Genomic DNA, 15666 nt, shown 5'->3' with positions numbered 1-15666 from the left:
CGGTTCAAGGATTCGCCAGACGTGGAGTTGACCATGACCAGCTTGGGAGTGGCAGTAGTTATTGAGGACGACGCGGATATGCGAAATCTTCTGCGGGCAGTCCTGGAGCACACGGGATTTGCCGTCTACACCGCGGCCAGCGGGCTTGAGGGGGTCGATCTGGTGCGGCGCCAGCATCCCCGCGTTGTTACCATCGACGTCGGCCTTCCGGACGTCGACGGTTTCGAAGTCTTGCGGCGCATCCGGCCGTTCAGCTCCGCCCGGGTGGTGATGCTCACGGGCCGCGCCGACAAATCGGATATCGACGAAGCGCTGCACCGCGGGGCCGACGAGTACGTCACGAAGCCATTCCGGCCCAGGGAACTGCGGACCCGGATCGAGGCGCTGCTTGCCACCGGGACCGCGGGCCCGGTTCACCACGCAGTATAGCTCCGTTGACATCATGCGGTGCGCTGAGGAGCCCCCGCCCTCCCAGGTGTGCGGCTGGCGGACCAGACGGCGAGGGCCGCAACAACCAGGTTCGCCTGACTGCGACATCAAGGGCTAGGCAGCCAGGGCGGCCGCCCGCCGTCGGGCCGGCACAGCCGCTACCAGCAGCGCCGCGATGGCGACGGCGGCACTCAGCACCAGGCCCGGCCGGTACTGCTCCAGCATGGCTGCGGCACTGGGGACGGTGCCGCCGTCGGAATGCCCACTGACCATGGCGGTGGTGACTGCCAGGACCAGGGCGGCCCCCACCTGGGTGCTGGTCTGGATGAGCCCGGCGGCCAGGCCCTGCTCCGAGTCCCTGATGCCCGCGGTGGCCTGGACGTTGATGGACGGGAAGGCCAGGGCAAAGCCGACGCCCAGCAGGATAATCGAGGGCAGGATGTCCAGGGCGTAGTTGGGTGTGGTGCCCACGCGGAGGAACAGGACGTAGCCGAGGCCCATGGAGGCCAGTCCGGCCAGGATCAGCCGGGTGGCACCGAACACGTTAATCAGCCGGTCGGCGAACGGCGCGCTGGTGGCCACGATCAGTCCGGTGGGCAGCAGGGCCAGGGCCATCGCCAGCGGGCTCCACCCCAGGGCGGACTGCAGGAAAAGTGTCACGATGAACTGGAAGCTGAGGTAGGAGCCGAACAGCCCCACCGCACTGAGATTGGCCCGGGCCACCCAGCCCTCGCGCAGGATGCCGAAGCGGATGAGCGGGTGCTTGACCTTGTTCTCGATGACGGCGAAGGCCGCCAGCACCGCGGCAGAGATGATGAATCCGGCGATTGTTGCCACAGATCCCCACCCCTGGTCCGGCGCGGACACCAGCGTGTAAACGAGCCCCAGCATGCCCAGCGCCAGGGTGACGGCGCCCCAGATGTCGTGGCCGCTGTCCGTGGCATCCGGGGTATCGCGCGGGATGAAGCGGTTGCCCAGGATGACCACCAGGACCGCGATCGGCACGGAGACCAGGAACGTCCAGCGCCAGCTCAGGCTGGTCATGAGGCCGCCGACGACGAGCCCCAGGGAGAAGCCGCTGGCACCGAACGTGGTGAAGATGGAAAGTGCCTTGTTCCGCTCGCGGCCCTCGGCGAAGTTGGTGGTGATGATGGAGAAGCCAGTAGGCGCTGTGAAGGCGGCAGCCAAACCCTTCACGAACCGCGTGGCGATGAGGATGGCGGGGTCATCCACGAGTCCGCCCAGCAGGGAGGCGGCCGCGAAGACCGAGAGGGCGATGAGGAAGATGCGGCGGCGGCCCAGGAGGTCGGCGAGCCGGCCACCCAGGAGCAGCAGGCTGCCGTAGCCCAGGACGTAGGCGGAGACAATCCACTGCAGGGCGTCCGTGCCGAGGTTCAGTTCGTGCCCGATGGAAGGCAGGGCGACGCCCACCATGGACACATCCAGACCGTCCAGGGCCAGGACGGTGCAGACAACCATCAGCAGGAGCCACTGGGCCCGGGTCCAGCGGACGGCCGCGGCCATGGGTCCGGCAGTTCGTTCGAGGGTGGTAGGTGATGTCATGTCCAGAAATCTATATGACGCGTCATTGAATGACAAGGAATATGACGCGGAATATTATGACGTGGACTTGAGTTCGCCTTTCGGCTAAAATCGGGGCATGGCTTCAATGACGGACCGCCTGCTGGTTGAGCAATGGCGCAGCATCCAGGATGCGTACTTCCGCACTTCGTGCGCCCTTGACCGGGCGCTGGAAGCCAAATTCGACATCGGCCTGAACGAGTTCGAGATCCTGGACCTCGTGGCGGAGAACAGCAAGGCGTCGTGCCGGATGAAGGAACTCGGCGAACGGACCCCCATGAGCCAGAGCGCCGTCTCCAAGGTGGTGGACCGGCTGGAGAAGGCCGGCCTGCTCACCCGCCAGTCCTGTGCTGACGACCGCCGTTCGCTGTACCTCGAACTCACGGCGGCGGGCCGGAAGCTCCACCAGGCGGCCGCCGTCGAACACCGCGCGCTGCTCAAGGAAAACCTGTCCTGAGCCGCCAAATCGGGGGTTCCGCCGTCGTACTGTTTGCCCGTCAGGACCTGGATTTCGACAGGCTCAATCAGCGGGCGGCCCCGGGCTGGTGGCGTGGCCGAGGATATGCGCTACTGGCGGGGTCATCGACTGGACGGCGAAGCCGAAACGCCGGTTGTCCCGGATGCTGAGGCCGGCCGCGGTGATGGCGCCGAGTGTCTCCCGGTTGGGGTGGCATCCTCCGGCCAGGCGCTGCCACGCCGGTGTCAGCAGGTCTTCGACGGCGGCCAGGACAGGGCGGTCAGAGCGGACATGTTCGTAGTAGGCCAAGGTCCCGCCCGGGCGCAGGACGCGCCGGATTTCGGCGAGGACGGCTGCCTGGTCCGCGACGCTGCACAGCACAAGGCTGGCGACGACGGCATCTGCACTGCCGTCGTCGGCCGGGATGCGCTCGGCTGCAGCCGGCTTCACCGTCACTTTGACGGGGGCGGTAACGGCGCGGTCCAGGGCGAGGCTCCGGAGGTAGTCGTCCGGCTCCAGCGCCAGAACGTGCGTGACTGCCGGCGGGTAGAGCGCAAAGGCGGATCCGTCCCCCGCGCCGATCTCGATCACCTCCCCGTACAGGCCGGCCAGCATCCGGCGGCGGTGTTCGGTGGCCCCGCGGCGGTTCATCCGTTCAACAGCGCGTGCGTAGGCGCGGGCGAACCGCGGATGCTGCAGGTGCTTCAGCGCACCACCACCGGTCAGGTCCGCGTTGTCCATGCCGTTGACTCCTCGCGCCGTCTCTGAGCTTCGAGCTTTTCCGCGTCATACGACCTGAGTCCGTGCTTCACCCCCAGGCGGATAATCCAGTACAGCGCCGTTGCGATGATCATCGCGGGCACCGCGAACGTCAGCACGGCTGCGACAATTCCAAGCATGTTTCCCCCTGTGAGCATTTGGTGCTTCGCACAGCTTCTCACGGGCAGCGCGGTTGCCGCCCCAAACAGGGACTAAACCGACCCCTTGACGAAGATACCCCCCGGGGGTATATTTCTTTTATGTTGTCAGTGAAGTGGTATGTCCAGGGGTCTCCCGCCCCGTCACAGCCGTTCAACCCCAGCGCACCCATCCGTCTTCGTGGAATGGAACTGACATGCGTGAATCAAGCAAGGGTCCTGACCTGCCGCTGACCACCGGCCTTGCCGGCTGCTGCTGCCCGCCCCGACAGCTCTCTGGGCCGGATGCTGATCCGGCGGCGGAGGCCGAGTACCTCCTGGAAGGGCTGACCTGCGGCCACTGTGTCGCATCGGTCCAAGAGGCAGTCTTGGCCTTGGACGGCGTGGCCGACGCCGCCGTCGAACTCATTGCGGGCGGCCTGTCCCGCCTGCGGATCTCCGGAAGCGCCGACGAGGCCGCTGTCCGCGAAACAGTCAACTCGGCCGAACACAGCGTTCACACCAGCTGACCGGCACACGGCTCCGCCCCGGATTTTGATTCCGGGGCGGGCCTGATCTCCTCAAGGAGGAATCATGGAAGACCACACCTCACACCTAGCGCCGCGGACGGCCACGGCCGAACACAGCCTGCAGGCGGGGCATGACACCCACGACGACCACATGGTCCACACGCAGGGCCAGCATGCCGGGCACAGCACGGTCATGTTCAAGAACCGGTTTTGGCTCACCCTAGTCCTGTCGGTCCCGGTGGTGTACTTCAGCCCAATGTTCGCGCACATCCTCGGCTACATGCCGCCCGAGTTCCCCGGGGCGGCGTGGATCCCGCCCGCCCTGGGCACGGTCATCTTCTTCTACGGCGGGATGCCGTTCCTGAAGGGCGGGCTGAACGAGCTGAAGGCTCGGCAACCCGGCATGATGCTCCTGATCGGCATGGCCATCAGTGTCGCCTTCGTTGCCTCCTGGGTGACGAGCCTTGGCATCGGCGGCTTCGATCTGGATTTCTGGTGGGAGCTGGCCCTGCTCGTGGCCATCATGCTGCTGGGCCACTGGATTGAAATGCGTGCCCTCGGCTCCGCCCAGGGCGCCCTCGATGCCTTGGCCGCGCTGCTGCCGGATGAGGCCGAACGCATCACCGGGGCGGGCACCGAAACAGTCAGCGTCGCGGAGCTCCGTGCCGGGGACCTGGTCCTGGTCCGCTCCGGCGCCCGGATGCCGGCCGACGGCACCGTAACTGAGGGCACGGCCGAATTCGACGAGTCAATGATCACGGGCGAGTCCAAGACCGTCACCCGTTCCGCGGGCGACCCTGTTGTCGCCGGCACGGTCGCGACAGACAACACCGTCCGGGTCCGGGTCACCGCCGTCGGCGACGACACGGCTTTGGCCGGCATTCAGCGACTGGTCGCCGAGGCGCAGGCCTCCTCGTCCCGCGCGCAGGCCCTGGCCGACCGCGCCGCGGCGTTCCTGTTCTACTTCGCCGCCGGCGCCGGCGTCATCACCTTCATCGTCTGGACCCTGCTGGGCAGCGTTCCCGATGCCGTGACCCGCACCGTCACCGTGCTGGTGATCGCCTGCCCGCACGCCCTGGGCCTGGCCATCCCCTTGGTGATCGCGATTTCCACAGAGCAGGCCGCCCGGGCCGGGGTGCTGATCAAGAACCGGATGGCACTGGAACGGATGCGGACCATCGACGTCGTCCTGTTCGACAAAACCGGCACCCTGACCAAAGGCGAACCCGAACTCAAGGACGCAACCGCTGTTGAAGGCGTGAACCGGGAAGAACTCCTGGCCCTGGCGGCAGCCGTCGAGTCGGACAGCGAACACCCCGTTGCCCGGGCGATTGTCCGTGCAGCACGGCAACAGGGACTCCGGGTTCCGCATGCCACCGGTTTCGTGTCCATGACAGGACGCGGTGTCCGCGCAACCGTTGACGGCCGGACGCTGGAGGTGGGCGGACCGGCACTGCTTCGCGAATCCGGCATCACCGAACCGGCGGAGCTGGCTGCCTCCACGCGGGGCTGGATGGACCGCGGCGCTGCCGTGCTCCACGTCCTCGACGGCAACCGCATCCTCGGTGCGGTGAGCCTGGAGGACGCCGTCCGCGACGAATCACGCCAGGCCGTGGCCGCCCTGCAGAGCCGCGGCATCAAGGTGGCCATGGTCACCGGCGACGCCCGGCAGGTCGCCCAGTCAGTGGCCGCAGAGCTGGGCATCGACGAGGTCTTCGCCGAAGTCCTGCCCGCCGATAAGGACAAGAAGGTCGCCGAACTCCAGGCCCGTGGCCTGAAGGTCGCCATGGTCGGAGACGGCGTCAACGACTCCCCGGCACTGGCCCGGGCCGAGGTCGGGATAGCGATCGGTGCCGGCACCGACGTGGCGATGGAATCGGCAGGGGTGGTGCTGGCCGGCAACGATCCACGGGCCGTGTTGTCCATGGTGGACCTGTCCCGGGCCAGCTACCGGAAGATGTGGCAGAACCTGGTCTGGGCCACCGGATACAACGTCCTCTCCGTGCCGCTGGCCGCCGGGGTCCTGGCCTTTGCCGGTGTCGTCCTGTCCCCCGCCGCCGGGGCCGTGCTGATGTCCGCCTCCACGATCGTCGTCGCCCTGAACGCCCAGCTGCTGCGACGGGTGAAACTGAACCCGTCCCAGGCTCGTTGAACCCCGGACACACAGCGGCCCTTTCGGCGCACCCATGCCCGCTCCCGCCCCCTCCTTGTGGCGCCTCCGCGCCCCGACAATTTTGAAGGACCTGATTTTCATGACCAAGAAGTTTTTGACCCTCTCCGCCACTGCCTTCGCCGCGACTCTTGCCCTGGCCGGTTGCGCCACTGGAACAGGGCCCGGCTCCACCGGTACCCCAACAACCGGCATGGACCATGGCAGCTCCAGCTCCACACCGGCCAACAGCTCCCCCGCTGCCGCCGCTGAGCACAACGCCGCCGACGTCATGTTCGCCCAGATGATGATCCCGCACCACGCACAGGCGGTGGAGATGAGCGACATGATGCTTGCCAAGAAGGACATCCCCGCAGAAGTGACCGCATTGGCGACCAAGATCAAGGCCGCCCAGGGTCCGGAAATCGAGACGATGACCGGGTGGCTCACCAGCTGGAACGAACCCACGCACGCACCCTCCGGTCACGACATGTCCACCCACGGCGCCGGTGGGATGGGCGGCATGATGAGCGACGCCGACATGAAGAAACTCGACGCCGCCCAAGGCGCCGAAGCGGCAAAGCTCTTCCTGACCCAGATGATCGCCCACCACGAGGGCGCCATCGTGATGGCCAAAACCGAAACCACCGGAGGGAAGAACCCCGAAGCCATCAACCTGAGCAAGGCCATCGTCACCGCCCAGGAGGCCGAAATCCAGGACATGCGGGCACTGCTGGCCAAGCTCTGATCTGAACCCCCTGACCCTTGGCCGGCACCGGTACATCCCGGTGCCGGCCAACCCCGCACGGTCCACGCCGTTCACACCTTCCGCAGCATCGCTTCCATCTCGTCGATGAGGCCGTCCACTCCGGGGGAAGCGGCAATCGCCGCCCCGATCCGCTGGCTTCCCGCGCGGTACCGGCCGTCGCCCAGAACTTTCCGCACGGCGTCGCGGATGGCCTCCGGCTTGGGCCGGCCGGTCTTGAGGTTAATCCCGACGCCGGCCCAGGCCACCCGGGCGGCACCCTCGGGTTTGTCCTCGGTGTCCCCGGCGACCACGATGGGCACGCCGTTTTCCATGGCGTAATGCAGGCCGCCGTAGCCGCCGTTCGTGACGTAGACGTCGACCTTCGGCAGGAGCTCCGCGTCCGGGAGGAACTCGGCGGCGCGGGCGTTGGCCGGGAGCGGCGGGAGCGCGTCGAGCGGGCGGCGGCCGGTGCTGACGACGACGGTGACGTCCTCCCCGGCGAGCCCCTCGAGGGTGGGACCCACCAGGGCCGTGAAGTCCTCGTTGGAGACGGTCCCCTGGGTCACGTAAACCACCGGGCGGGAGCCGTCGAGCTCGCCCCACCACTCCGGCTTCGGCGTCACGGAGGCGGAGGCGGCGTGGCGTGACATCGGCCCGAAGAAGCGCAGGTTGCCCGGCGCGTCCGAGCGCGGGTACTCGAACTCCTGCACGGTGAACTGGGCGATGAGTTCGGTGCGGCGGGCCCAGTCCAGGATGAACAGCCCGTCCAGCCCCGCTCCCACCAGTTCGCGGGTCAGGGCGTCCACCTGCCGCTGGCTGTCCTTCAGCACCACGTTGGAGACCAGCCAGTTCATTGCCTGGTTCCTCAGGCGGGCGCCCGGTCCCTTGCCGGGCGCCAGGCCGGAGCCGTAGGGGGCGCAGTCCCGGCTGGACAGCGTCAGCGGCAGGATGCCGCAGGTGATGATCGGGGGCCGCTTGCTGCGCGGAAGCCTGGACAGGGTGGCGGCGCCCACGAAGGTGACCTCGGCCAGGACCGCGTCTGTCGGTTCGGCAGCGACCGCCGCCGCCAGCGGCAGATACTGGCCGCGGGCAGGCTCGATCACCAGCCCGCGGATGCCCTCGCGGATCGCCTGGACGCCAGTGGCAGCGCTGGATTCGGTCGCGTACTCGGCGCCCGGCCCCAGCGGGAGGAACTCGGCCCCGATGTCCTTTACTGCGTCCTCATAGGCGGGGCCGGTCAGAAACCGCACCCTGTGGCCGCGGTCAATCAGGCGGCGTGCCACCCCGAGCATGGGCGAAACGTGGCCGTCGTGGGGGCCGCTGCAAACGATGACTGATGACATGGCTGGAGCCTATGGCCTGCGGCGCCCGCAAAATAGCCCTTCGGCCCCTTTCGCCGGCGCCGTGACCTGCACGCGGCGCGGTACCTGCCCGCGGGTGGTACCTTGAGTCACCGCCACATTTGCGCGGTTCATTGACTGTTTGGCGCCTGCCGTGTACTCCGATGTGCGCTGCCGGCTGTCCGTGCATGAGGAAGCTGGGGCTTGTATGCGCATTTGGAAGAAACTTCGCGCCCGCGGCGCTGCCGCCGTCGTGCTGGCCGCCGCTGCGGTACTGGCCCTGACCACGGCCGTCCCGGCCGGCGCAGTTACCGGCGACTATGCCAAGGACACCGAGCACCCCTTCGTGGGGCTGGTGGTTTTCTACGGTCCCGGCGGCGACTTCCACCACAGGTGCTCGGGCTCCCTGCTGACGCCCACCGTGTTCCTGACCGCGGGCCACTGCACTGCCGTCGGTTCCTCGGCGCGGGTCTACTTCCAGCAGGACGCCGGCGCGGACTGGAGCCCTGAAACCGGAACGGATCCGGACACCGGCTACCCGGGCCCCTGTGCGGAGGGAACGCAGGGAACGCAGTGCGCGGAGTCGGCCAAACTGTACGACTACGGCTACACCAGCATGGCCGAGGTCCCCGAAACGAAGGACGTCGGCCTGGTGATCCTGGCCCAGCCCATCATGCTCGAGGAGTACGCGCGCCTCGCGGCACCAGGGACCCTGGATGCGCTGGCCACCAGACGAGGACAGCAGGAAACAACCTTCACCGTGAGCGGCTACGGCATGTCGGAGGTCAACCCGGTTTCCGACACCTCGTTCCGGGAGCGGCTTATGGCCGAGTCCAAGCTGACGAACCTCACCAGCGCGAGCGCCGACGGCTACAACGTCCAGACCAACGGCAACGGCAAGGGCCTCGGCGGCACCTGCACTGCCGACTCCGGCGGGCCGCTGTTCTATGGCACGGCCGAGTCCAACATCATCGCCGGCATCACCTCGTTCAACCACAACCGCTACTGCAAGGGAACGAACTTCTCCTACCGCACGGACCGGCAGGAAGTGATCGACTGGATCACCGCCACCGCCGGAATCAAGTCCGCGGATATCGTCGTCGGGACGCCGTAGGCCGGGCCGGCTCGCGCAGAAAGTCGCACATTGGAATGCCGGTTACCTTAGGGTAACTTTTGCGGGGGCGGCATTCGATTCCCCAGATCGGTCGCCGCCCACGGAAAAGCCCCGCACCGCCTCTTCAGGAATGGTGCGGGGCTTTTTCGCGCCGCCCGCCCGCCTGGGAGAGCTCCGCCCCAGCCCGCTGCCGGACACGCCGCACCACCCGCCGTCGGACACGTACGACGGCGGCCGGCCAGCCGCCGTCGTACGCTCACCGGTACCGCCGCCCGGTTTCCGGGCGCTAGGCCAGAAACTCAGCCACGGCCTTCATCGCAACGGTCCGCACGGCATAAACCGGCGCGAACACCGGCCGCTTCGGCAGGAGGGGCGCGGGCGCCGGATGGTCGTGGACACCCGGCAGGGGAATGCGCGGCGGCGTGATGCGCTGCCACGCCCATGGCAGGAAGTAGGTGCGGGCCCAGGCCAGGTCCCCGGCACGGGCGTCGCGCCAGTTGCTGTGCGGCAGGGCCTTCGGCTCCAGCGGCTGCAGTGAATGCTGCACCTGCAGGGTGTCCAGCACCTGCATGGCGATGGTGTGGTGGCCCAGCGGCGAGAAGTGCAGCCGGTCCGGGTCCCACATCCGCGGATCCCTGAGCCCGGGCAGCGTCCACAGGTCCACCAGCAGACAGTCGTGCGCGGCGGCGACGATCCGGATGTTCTCGTTGAAGATGGCTATCCGGGAGCGGCTGCGCCCCAGGATGGGCGTGCGCCGCCAGTCCGGCCCGGCGAACAGCATGATGGTGGCACCGGTGTCACTCAGCCGTTCAACTCCAGCCTCCAGCTTGGCCGCCAGCTTGTCCGGGTCGGTGCGGTGGAACACCATGTCGTTCCCGCCGGCCGACAGCGTGATCAAGTCCGGCTTCAGCTCCGCTGCCGGTTCCATCTGCTGGTCAAGAATCTGGTCCAGCAGCAGGCCACGGATGGCCAGATTGGCGTAGGCAAAGTCTTTCCGCTCCGCGCTGAGCTCCTCTGCCACCCGGTCCGCCCAGCCCCGGAGCCCTCCGGCGCAGCGTTCCTCGGGGTCACCGATGCCCTCGGTGAACGAATCTCCGATTGCCACGTACCGGCTCCAGGGGTGTGGGGCCGTTGCGTCCGCAGCGAAGTTCCGGGGTCCAAAGTGGCCGATGTTTTTCATCGCCTCGTCCTCTCCCTTGCGCCCCTGGCGCGGTACGCCTGTGGCGTTATCCAAGGAACGTTCGAGCACCGCGGGAAATTCCTGAAAAGTTCCCACTTTTGTGAAATATTTCCGCCGGAGGGCTGTGGGCCTTGCCTGGCCGCCACCGAAACCGGGGTGGCCGCAACCCATAGGCCATCGGCTCCCCCGATGCTAGATTCAAGGCACCTGCGCCCCTCTGACCTGCAAGGAGCTTCGAATTATGCTGATCGGCGGCCTTCCGGCCCACATCCTCCTGGTCCACGGCGTCGTCGTCTTCGGGCCGCTCGCCGGCCTGGGCGCCGTCATCTATGGTCTGGCTGGCCGGACCCGCCGATATCTCGCGTGGCCGCTGGGCGTGCTGGCACTGATCCTTGCCCCAATGGCGCTCATCACCGCGCAGGCCGGTGAGCAGCTGCAGGAGACCCGGGGCGCCACCGACGCCATCCAGGCCCATGCCCGGCAGGGCGACATCCTGAAGATCGCCGCCGTCGTCTTCTTCTTTGTTGTGGTGCTGATGCTCGCCGCCACCTTCGCGCCCTTGGCCGAGCGAATCCCGGCGCTGGCCGGGCTCCAGCGCTCCCGTCCCGCCCGCATCGCGGCCCTAACGCTGGGCGTGTTCGCCGGGCTCTTTGTCGTCTACCAGAGCGTGATCGCCGGGCACTCCGGCTCATTCTCGGTGTGGGGCGGGTAGTTTCCGGCTAACTTCACCCCGCCCTTTGGCCGCGTCTCGGCGAGGAACCGGGGCATGCAGCGACCGTCCAGCGGGTCCCCAAGGTGGTCCCAGCTTTCCCCAAGGCAGGCGGGACAGAGTTGTCTCACTCGCACAGGCCGGCCGTCACGGGGCAAATGATGGCAGGTTCAGGCGCCGGGCCCGCAATGTCCCCCATGCATTCCGGGCCCGGCGGAAAGGCTTCCGGAGGGCACCGCCGTCCGGGGCCATGGTGCGCAAGGTTTTCCCAAGCTTGGCTGGCGAGAATTTGATTGCCGGACACTCGTCTTCCGCGCGAAAACCGGCTGGCACCGGGACCGACGGAGCCCTCCACGGGCCCGGTGCCTTTAGAGGGGAGCACCTTCCGGCAGGGCCAGCTTCGTCATTTCGCCCTTCGCCGTTTCGCTACAAAGGGCAGCCTGAAGTGGCTTCGAAGCGGCCCTTTTTGGCAAAAACGGCGCGACCGAGGACTCGTCAGCAGACGGCGGTTGTTCATAGCTCTGCCAGCACACCCGGGCTCAGCCCTTCGTGATGCCTGCTTTTACTAGCCCTTGCCCAGCGACACCGTCAGGTCCGTCTGTGTCGCGGAGTGGTCCCTGTTCCGCGCCACCATCACGATTGCGTACGGGCCCTTGCGCAACTGCCCGCTGCCGGTCCGGGTAAAGCCGTTCGACTCATAGAACGCCCCCGCCGCCGCAAGCACCTGATCCGCACCGCCGGAGACCGTCAGCAGCGCGGTCCATGATCCGGCGGTGCCGCCCGATCCCTGAAGCTGGCCGGGCGGAACAGGAACGTCAGCCGGCCAGCCGGCGGGTAAGGACGGTACCGTGCGGGCACCCTCTCCGCCTTCACCGTCACCGTCTGAACCCCGACGCCGGCCGCCGGCCCGAGCGGGCGCCGCGCCCGCCGTCGTACTCCTCTTTAGGGAGGACGGCGGCGGGACGGGGGCCGACGGCTGGCCCGTTGCCGGCGGTGCGGTGACCTGTGGCACGGTGAGTTGTGGCTCCGATACCGGCGGGGCCGGGCTGCAGCCGGCGAGCGCGGCAGTGGCGAGGACCCCCGAAGCGAGTCCCCGCCACAGAACTAAGGAGCAGCTCATGGGAGCCTGCCGCCGACCACGGTGCGGGTCACCACGGCGACGGCGCCAGGGCCGCCGCGTTGCCGGTGCCCTCGCCGTTCACCAGGAACGGCAGGTGCCAGAGGTCGTTCGGCACGATCGGATCGCCCGGCATCACGTTCTCCGGGAAGATGTACTCGAACACGGGGGCGATGTACTGCCCCGGCTGGAGCCCGTTGGCCCGGATGGGCGCGTTCTTGAAGCACGCGTCCAGGGCGGCCTGGTTGATGGTGGTGGTGACGTTCACCGGCGTTGGCAGGCAGAGGCTGCGCACGCCCACCCGGACGGTCCGGTCCGGCTGGCTGAGCAGCCCGTTGGGCGCCTTGGTGGCCCGCAGCCGGGCCCGCTGCGGCTGGGCCCCGGTGTTCTGTGTGGTAATGCCGCCGGTGGGGCCGCTGATGGGAACGCCGTTCTCGCCTGTCATCTCAAACGGGCTGATCCAGCGGTTGCGCACCGAGCCGTCGGGGTTGCGGTCCTCGTAGTAGATGTCGACTGCGGTCTTGACGTCCGTGGTCTCGGCCTCGAGGAACATCCGGTCCTGGGTTTCCTGGGCTGCGCCGTTGGCCGCCGTCGCCAGCGGATCCGCGGTGCCGACGCCGAACTCGCCGATGGCCAGGTAGCTGGGCTGGGTGCCGGGCTGGGTGTAGATGCCCAGGTTGGCCTCCACGGTGTGTGCCGAGATGTAGTCCTCGGTGCCGTGGATGAGGGTGCCCGAGTAGTCCACGGTGTCCCCCACTTCGAACGGCGCCTGCTGCGACGGGTCCGGGCCCGTCGTCGGAAGTCCGGTGAAGGCCGGCATCACATACTGGGAGCAGTACTTCTGGCCGGCCGCCGGCGCGCTGAGTTCGCCGCTGGCCGGCAGGACAACGCCGGCGACGCTGAAGTTGCGGCAGCCCGGGGCGAGTGGCCGGTTCTTCTGCGGGCAGAGCGGATCGTCCTTCACGCTGGGATCCGTGCGCGGGACGCACATGGGGTAGCCGGTGCCGGCGTGGATGGTCGGATTGTCCTGGTCCACGCTGAAGCGGTTGTCGGGCGACTGGCCGTTGCTGAACCGGCCGGTGTCCGCGCCTGCGCTGTCGTGCAGGCCGGCGATCTTGGGGTCGTTCAGCTGCACGGTGACGCTGCCGCCGGCCGCGTTGGCGATTTTCAGCGCGCCGTTGGCGTAGTCGATTCCCTTGATTTCGCCGCGGCCGGTGTTGGCCGACTGCTGGGAGACGAAGGCCAGGCCGGCGATGTGCTTTGTTCCGACGGTGTTGCCCACGGCCCGGAGCTCCAGGCCGTCGGTGCCCAGCGGGGCGCTGCCGCCGGTGCCGTGGACGAAGTCGGCCCAGCTCAGCGTGTTGGCCGGCATCTGGACGATGAGGTTGCAGGGGATGGTGATGACGACGCCGTTGATGGTGACGGTGCCGCCGAAATCAGCCGGGTCAGCGGTGGGGCAGGCCGCGCCGTCCACGGTGGCGTTGCGGGCAAGGCCGGTGTCGTCGAAGCCGTGCAGCTGGGCGGCTGGGACGGAGAAGGCGGGGGTGGCCAGCGTGGGAACCACCCACGGGGAGACGATCCCCTTGGGCGGCTTGGCTGTTCCGCCGCCGCCCTTGGCCAGGGCTGTGCCCATGCCGCCGGTGGCGATCAGGCCTGCGGCGGCGCAGAAAATGGTGAGTTTTCGGATCGTGGTGGGCCGAACGTTGGTGGTCCTCATGGCTGGTCCTTTCGGAGGTGCCGTTGTTCCTGGGCGGAACGGTTCCAGGGCGGGACAGTTCCTGTGCGGGACGTGCAGGAACGGGGTTCCTGCGCTCATGAGGTGCGTCGCAATGAGGTGATGACATGCTCTGGTGCGTGGACCGCCCGTGGTGCGGGCCGACGTCGGACGTTGTTTTTGCCGGGGCAGCAAAGGCAACGTTTGGTTGCCGAGGCCAACCATCTTCCCTGGCGGTTGGGAAAAACCTGTGCCCCTGCGTGGTTCTTCCCCCCGGCTGGGTGGTGGTCCCCCACCGGCCTGAGGCCCCAAGAAATTCCCAACACAGCGGGCCTAGGTTTCTGCCATTCGAGCCGGCCGTTGCGGCGGGCAACCAATTCAGGGGAGGAACGCCATGGACAACCATGGGCTATTCACGGAGCGGCCACGGTCTCAAGCGGTGCCGCCGGCATGGGTCATCGGCACCATTCTGCTGGGGATCCTCGCCGCGCTGGCACCGCTGCTGTTTTCATCGGGTCCGGCCACCGCGAAGGTGAGCGCCGCCGTCACCTACGTGCCGCAGACCCGCACGTACTACATCGCGGCCAACGAGGTTGAGTGGAACTACGCTCCCTCCGGCAAGAACCAGATCACCGGCAAACCGTTCGACGAGGATGCCTCGGTGTTCACCAAGCAGGGACCGGACCGGATCGGCAGCATCTACATCAAATCCCTGTACCAGGCCTACACCGACGACACCTTCAAAACCCTCAAGAAGCGGACGCCTGCCGAAGAGCACCTGGGCTACCAGGGTCCGGTGATCCGCGGCGTCGTCGGGGACACCATCAAGGTTGTCTTCAAAAACAACCTGGACCGGCCGGCGTCGGTCCACGTCCACGGCGTGTTCTACGACAAGAGCAGCGAGGGCGCCCCCTACGTGGACGGCACGTCCGGCGCCGCGAAGAACGACGACGGCGTGGCCCCCGGTGCCACGTACACCTACACCTATGAGGTGCCAGAGCGCGCCGGCCCAGGACCCATGGACGGCAGCTCCGTGATGTGGATGTACCACTCCCACACCGACGAGGTGGCCGACGACTACTCGGGACTCGTGGGACCCATGGTGATCACCAAGGCCAGCGCGGCCCGGGCTGACGGCACCCCGAATGACGTCGACCGCGAGTTCTTCCTGCAGTTCAAGGTCAGCGACGAGAACGCCAGCCCCTACCTGGAGCGCAACATCGCCAAGTTCGCCGGCAAGCCGTCCACGGTGAAAGTGGAAGACGAGGACTTCGGCGAGAGCAACCTCATGCACTCCATCAACGGTTACGTCTACGGCAACGAACCGCTGGAAGCCCTGACCATGAAGAAGGGCGAACGGGTGCGCTGGTACCTGATGGGCATGGGCACCGAGGTGGACCTGCACACTCCGCACTGGCACGGCAACACTGTGACAGCACTCGGGATGCGGACCGACGTGGTCAACCTCCTGCCGGCCAGCATGGTGGTGGCGGACATGGTCCCGGATGACGTGGGAACCTGGCTGTTCCACTGCCACGTCAACGACCACATCAGCGCCGGCATGATCACCCGCTACCGGGTCCTCAACGCCGACGGCACCGAGGGCGGGGTGACCCAAGCGGCTCCTGACCACACCGCGACCCACTAGCCTCCTCTCCCCCTTGGCCCAACTGACTGGCAGTTGTTGTCGTTTTGAACGTTC

15 protein-coding genes are annotated in these 15666 nt (G+C 67.6%); 8 read left to right on the top strand and 7 right to left on the bottom strand.

Features of this window, described 5'->3' with window-relative positions:
• The first annotated feature begins 33 nt into the window (after nucleotides 1-33).
• Nucleotides 34-429, top strand: coding sequence for a response regulator transcription factor (locus CXZ05_RS06495; RefSeq protein WP_102971916.1), 396 nt, complete (start codon nucleotides 34-36; stop codon nucleotides 427-429).
• Between the two features lie 114 nt (nucleotides 430-543).
• Here CXZ05_RS06495 and CXZ05_RS06490 read toward each other — a convergent pair whose 3' ends face one another.
• Entirely contained in the window at nucleotides 544-1992 is a 1449-nt protein-coding gene (locus CXZ05_RS06490; protein ID WP_102971791.1) for an MFS transporter, read from the bottom strand.
• A 97-nt stretch (nucleotides 1993-2089) separates the two neighbouring features.
• On the opposite strand from CXZ05_RS06490, the gene CXZ05_RS06485 reads away from it, so the two are divergent.
• Nucleotides 2090-2467, top strand: a complete 378-nt coding sequence (locus CXZ05_RS06485; RefSeq protein WP_102971790.1) for a MarR family winged helix-turn-helix transcriptional regulator — start codon at nucleotides 2090-2092, stop codon at nucleotides 2465-2467.
• 63 nt (nucleotides 2468-2530) lie between these two features.
• Here the strand turns inward: CXZ05_RS06485 and CXZ05_RS06480 are convergent, their stop codons facing one another.
• Entirely contained in the window at nucleotides 2531-3208 is a 678-nt protein-coding gene (locus tag CXZ05_RS06480; protein ID WP_102971789.1) for a class I SAM-dependent methyltransferase, read from the bottom strand.
• Nucleotides 3190-3366, bottom strand: a complete 177-nt coding sequence (locus CXZ05_RS23055) for a hypothetical protein (RefSeq protein ID WP_180987301.1) — start codon at nucleotides 3364-3366, stop codon at nucleotides 3190-3192. The genes CXZ05_RS06480 and CXZ05_RS23055 overlap by 19 nt, the downstream gene beginning before the upstream one ends.
• 215 nt (nucleotides 3367-3581) lie before the next feature.
• On the opposite strand from CXZ05_RS23055, the gene CXZ05_RS06470 reads away from it, so the two are divergent.
• The 3 genes from CXZ05_RS06470 (at nucleotide 3582) to CXZ05_RS06460 (ending at nucleotide 6790) form a co-directional block, all read left to right on the top strand.
• A complete protein-coding gene (locus CXZ05_RS06470) occupies nucleotides 3582-3893 on the top strand; it encodes a heavy-metal-associated domain-containing protein (protein ID WP_102971787.1) in 312 nt (103 codons plus the stop codon).
• Between the two features lie 64 nt (nucleotides 3894-3957).
• Nucleotides 3958-6045, top strand: coding sequence for a copper-translocating P-type ATPase (locus CXZ05_RS06465; RefSeq protein ID WP_102971786.1), 2088 nt, complete (start codon nucleotides 3958-3960; stop codon nucleotides 6043-6045).
• 100 nt (nucleotides 6046-6145) lie between these two features.
• Nucleotides 6146-6790, top strand: coding sequence for a DUF305 domain-containing protein (locus tag CXZ05_RS06460; RefSeq protein WP_102971785.1), 645 nt, complete (start codon nucleotides 6146-6148; stop codon nucleotides 6788-6790).
• 71 nt (nucleotides 6791-6861) lie between these two features.
• Here the strand turns inward: CXZ05_RS06460 and CXZ05_RS06455 are convergent, their stop codons facing one another.
• Nucleotides 6862-8133: a glycosyltransferase gene (locus tag CXZ05_RS06455; protein ID WP_102971784.1), complete on the bottom strand. Its 1272-nt coding sequence runs from the start codon at nucleotides 8131-8133 to the stop codon at nucleotides 6862-6864.
• 205 nt (nucleotides 8134-8338) lie between these two features.
• Here CXZ05_RS06455 and CXZ05_RS06450 point away from each other — a divergent pair, with 205 nt between their 5' ends.
• Nucleotides 8339-9244, top strand: coding sequence for a trypsin-like serine protease (locus tag CXZ05_RS06450; RefSeq protein WP_102971783.1), 906 nt, complete (start codon nucleotides 8339-8341; stop codon nucleotides 9242-9244).
• A 286-nt stretch (nucleotides 9245-9530) separates the two neighbouring features.
• Here the strand turns inward: CXZ05_RS06450 and CXZ05_RS06445 are convergent, their stop codons facing one another.
• Nucleotides 9531-10424, bottom strand: coding sequence for an SGNH/GDSL hydrolase family protein (locus CXZ05_RS06445; RefSeq protein WP_258006480.1), 894 nt, complete (start codon nucleotides 10422-10424; stop codon nucleotides 9531-9533).
• Between the two features lie 241 nt (nucleotides 10425-10665).
• On the opposite strand from CXZ05_RS06445, the gene CXZ05_RS06440 reads away from it, so the two are divergent.
• Nucleotides 10666-11136 carry a hypothetical protein gene (locus tag CXZ05_RS06440; protein ID WP_308410995.1) on the top strand — a complete coding sequence of 157 codons (471 nt, stop codon included), beginning with the start codon at nucleotides 10666-10668 and terminating at the stop codon, nucleotides 11134-11136.
• A gap of 562 nt (nucleotides 11137-11698) precedes the next feature.
• On the opposite strand, the gene CXZ05_RS23050 is transcribed toward CXZ05_RS06440, so the two are convergent.
• Nucleotides 11699-12253 (bottom strand): hypothetical protein, encoded by a 555-nt coding sequence (locus CXZ05_RS23050; protein ID WP_180987300.1) that lies wholly within the window; start codon nucleotides 12251-12253, stop codon nucleotides 11699-11701.
• A 28-nt stretch (nucleotides 12254-12281) separates the two neighbouring features.
• On the bottom strand, nucleotides 12282-13967 hold the full coding sequence (locus CXZ05_RS06430; RefSeq protein WP_102971780.1) for a hypothetical protein: 1686 nt from the start codon (nucleotides 13965-13967) through the stop codon (nucleotides 12282-12284).
• A 391-nt stretch (nucleotides 13968-14358) separates the two neighbouring features.
• On the opposite strand from CXZ05_RS06430, the gene CXZ05_RS06425 reads away from it, so the two are divergent.
• Nucleotides 14359-15612, top strand: coding sequence for a multicopper oxidase domain-containing protein (locus tag CXZ05_RS06425; protein ID WP_102971779.1), 1254 nt, complete (start codon nucleotides 14359-14361; stop codon nucleotides 15610-15612).
• Nucleotides 15613-15666: the final 54 nt, after the last annotated feature.

Source organism: Arthrobacter sp. AFG20, from assembly GCF_002892795.1.
In the GTDB taxonomy this organism is placed as follows: Bacteria; Actinomycetota; Actinomycetes; order Actinomycetales; family Micrococcaceae; genus Arthrobacter.
The sequence above is the reverse complement of the archived record's forward strand: the minus strand, read 5'-3'. Positions and strand labels throughout refer to the sequence as shown.

What these genes read in the sequence shown, in the direction of transcription:
- CXZ05_RS06470 (WP_102971787.1), top strand. Translation starts at nt 3,582, where the DNA reads ATGCGTGAATCAAGCAAGGGTCCTGACCTGCCGCTGACCACCGGCCTT.
- CXZ05_RS23050 (WP_180987300.1), bottom strand. Translation starts at nt 12,253, where the DNA reads ATGAGCTGCTCCTTAGTTCTGTGGCGGGGACTCGCTTCGGGGGTCCTC.
- CXZ05_RS06460 (WP_102971785.1), top strand. Translation starts at nt 6,146, where the DNA reads ATGACCAAGAAGTTTTTGACCCTCTCCGCCACTGCCTTCGCCGCGACT.
- CXZ05_RS06495 (WP_102971916.1), top strand. Translation starts at nt 34, where the DNA reads ATGACCAGCTTGGGAGTGGCAGTAGTTATTGAGGACGACGCGGATATG.
- CXZ05_RS06490 (WP_102971791.1), bottom strand. Translation starts at nt 1,992, where the DNA reads ATGACATCACCTACCACCCTCGAACGAACTGCCGGACCCATGGCCGCG.
- CXZ05_RS06485 (WP_102971790.1), top strand. Translation starts at nt 2,090, where the DNA reads ATGGCTTCAATGACGGACCGCCTGCTGGTTGAGCAATGGCGCAGCATC.
- CXZ05_RS06465 (WP_102971786.1), top strand. Translation starts at nt 3,958, where the DNA reads ATGGAAGACCACACCTCACACCTAGCGCCGCGGACGGCCACGGCCGAA.
- CXZ05_RS06425 (WP_102971779.1), top strand. Translation starts at nt 14,359, where the DNA reads ATGGACAACCATGGGCTATTCACGGAGCGGCCACGGTCTCAAGCGGTG.
- CXZ05_RS06450 (WP_102971783.1), top strand. Translation starts at nt 8,339, where the DNA reads ATGCGCATTTGGAAGAAACTTCGCGCCCGCGGCGCTGCCGCCGTCGTG.
- CXZ05_RS06480 (WP_102971789.1), bottom strand. Translation starts at nt 3,208, where the DNA reads ATGGACAACGCGGACCTGACCGGTGGTGGTGCGCTGAAGCACCTGCAG.
- CXZ05_RS06445 (WP_258006480.1), bottom strand. Translation starts at nt 10,424, where the DNA reads ATGAAAAACATCGGCCACTTTGGACCCCGGAACTTCGCTGCGGACGCA.
- CXZ05_RS06455 (WP_102971784.1), bottom strand. Translation starts at nt 8,133, where the DNA reads ATGTCATCAGTCATCGTTTGCAGCGGCCCCCACGACGGCCACGTTTCG.
- CXZ05_RS06430 (WP_102971780.1), bottom strand. Translation starts at nt 13,967, where the DNA reads ATGAGGACCACCAACGTTCGGCCCACCACGATCCGAAAACTCACCATT.
- CXZ05_RS23055 (WP_180987301.1), bottom strand. Translation starts at nt 3,366, where the DNA reads ATGCTTGGAATTGTCGCAGCCGTGCTGACGTTCGCGGTGCCCGCGATG.
- CXZ05_RS06440 (WP_308410995.1), top strand. Translation starts at nt 10,666, where the DNA reads ATGCTGATCGGCGGCCTTCCGGCCCACATCCTCCTGGTCCACGGCGTC.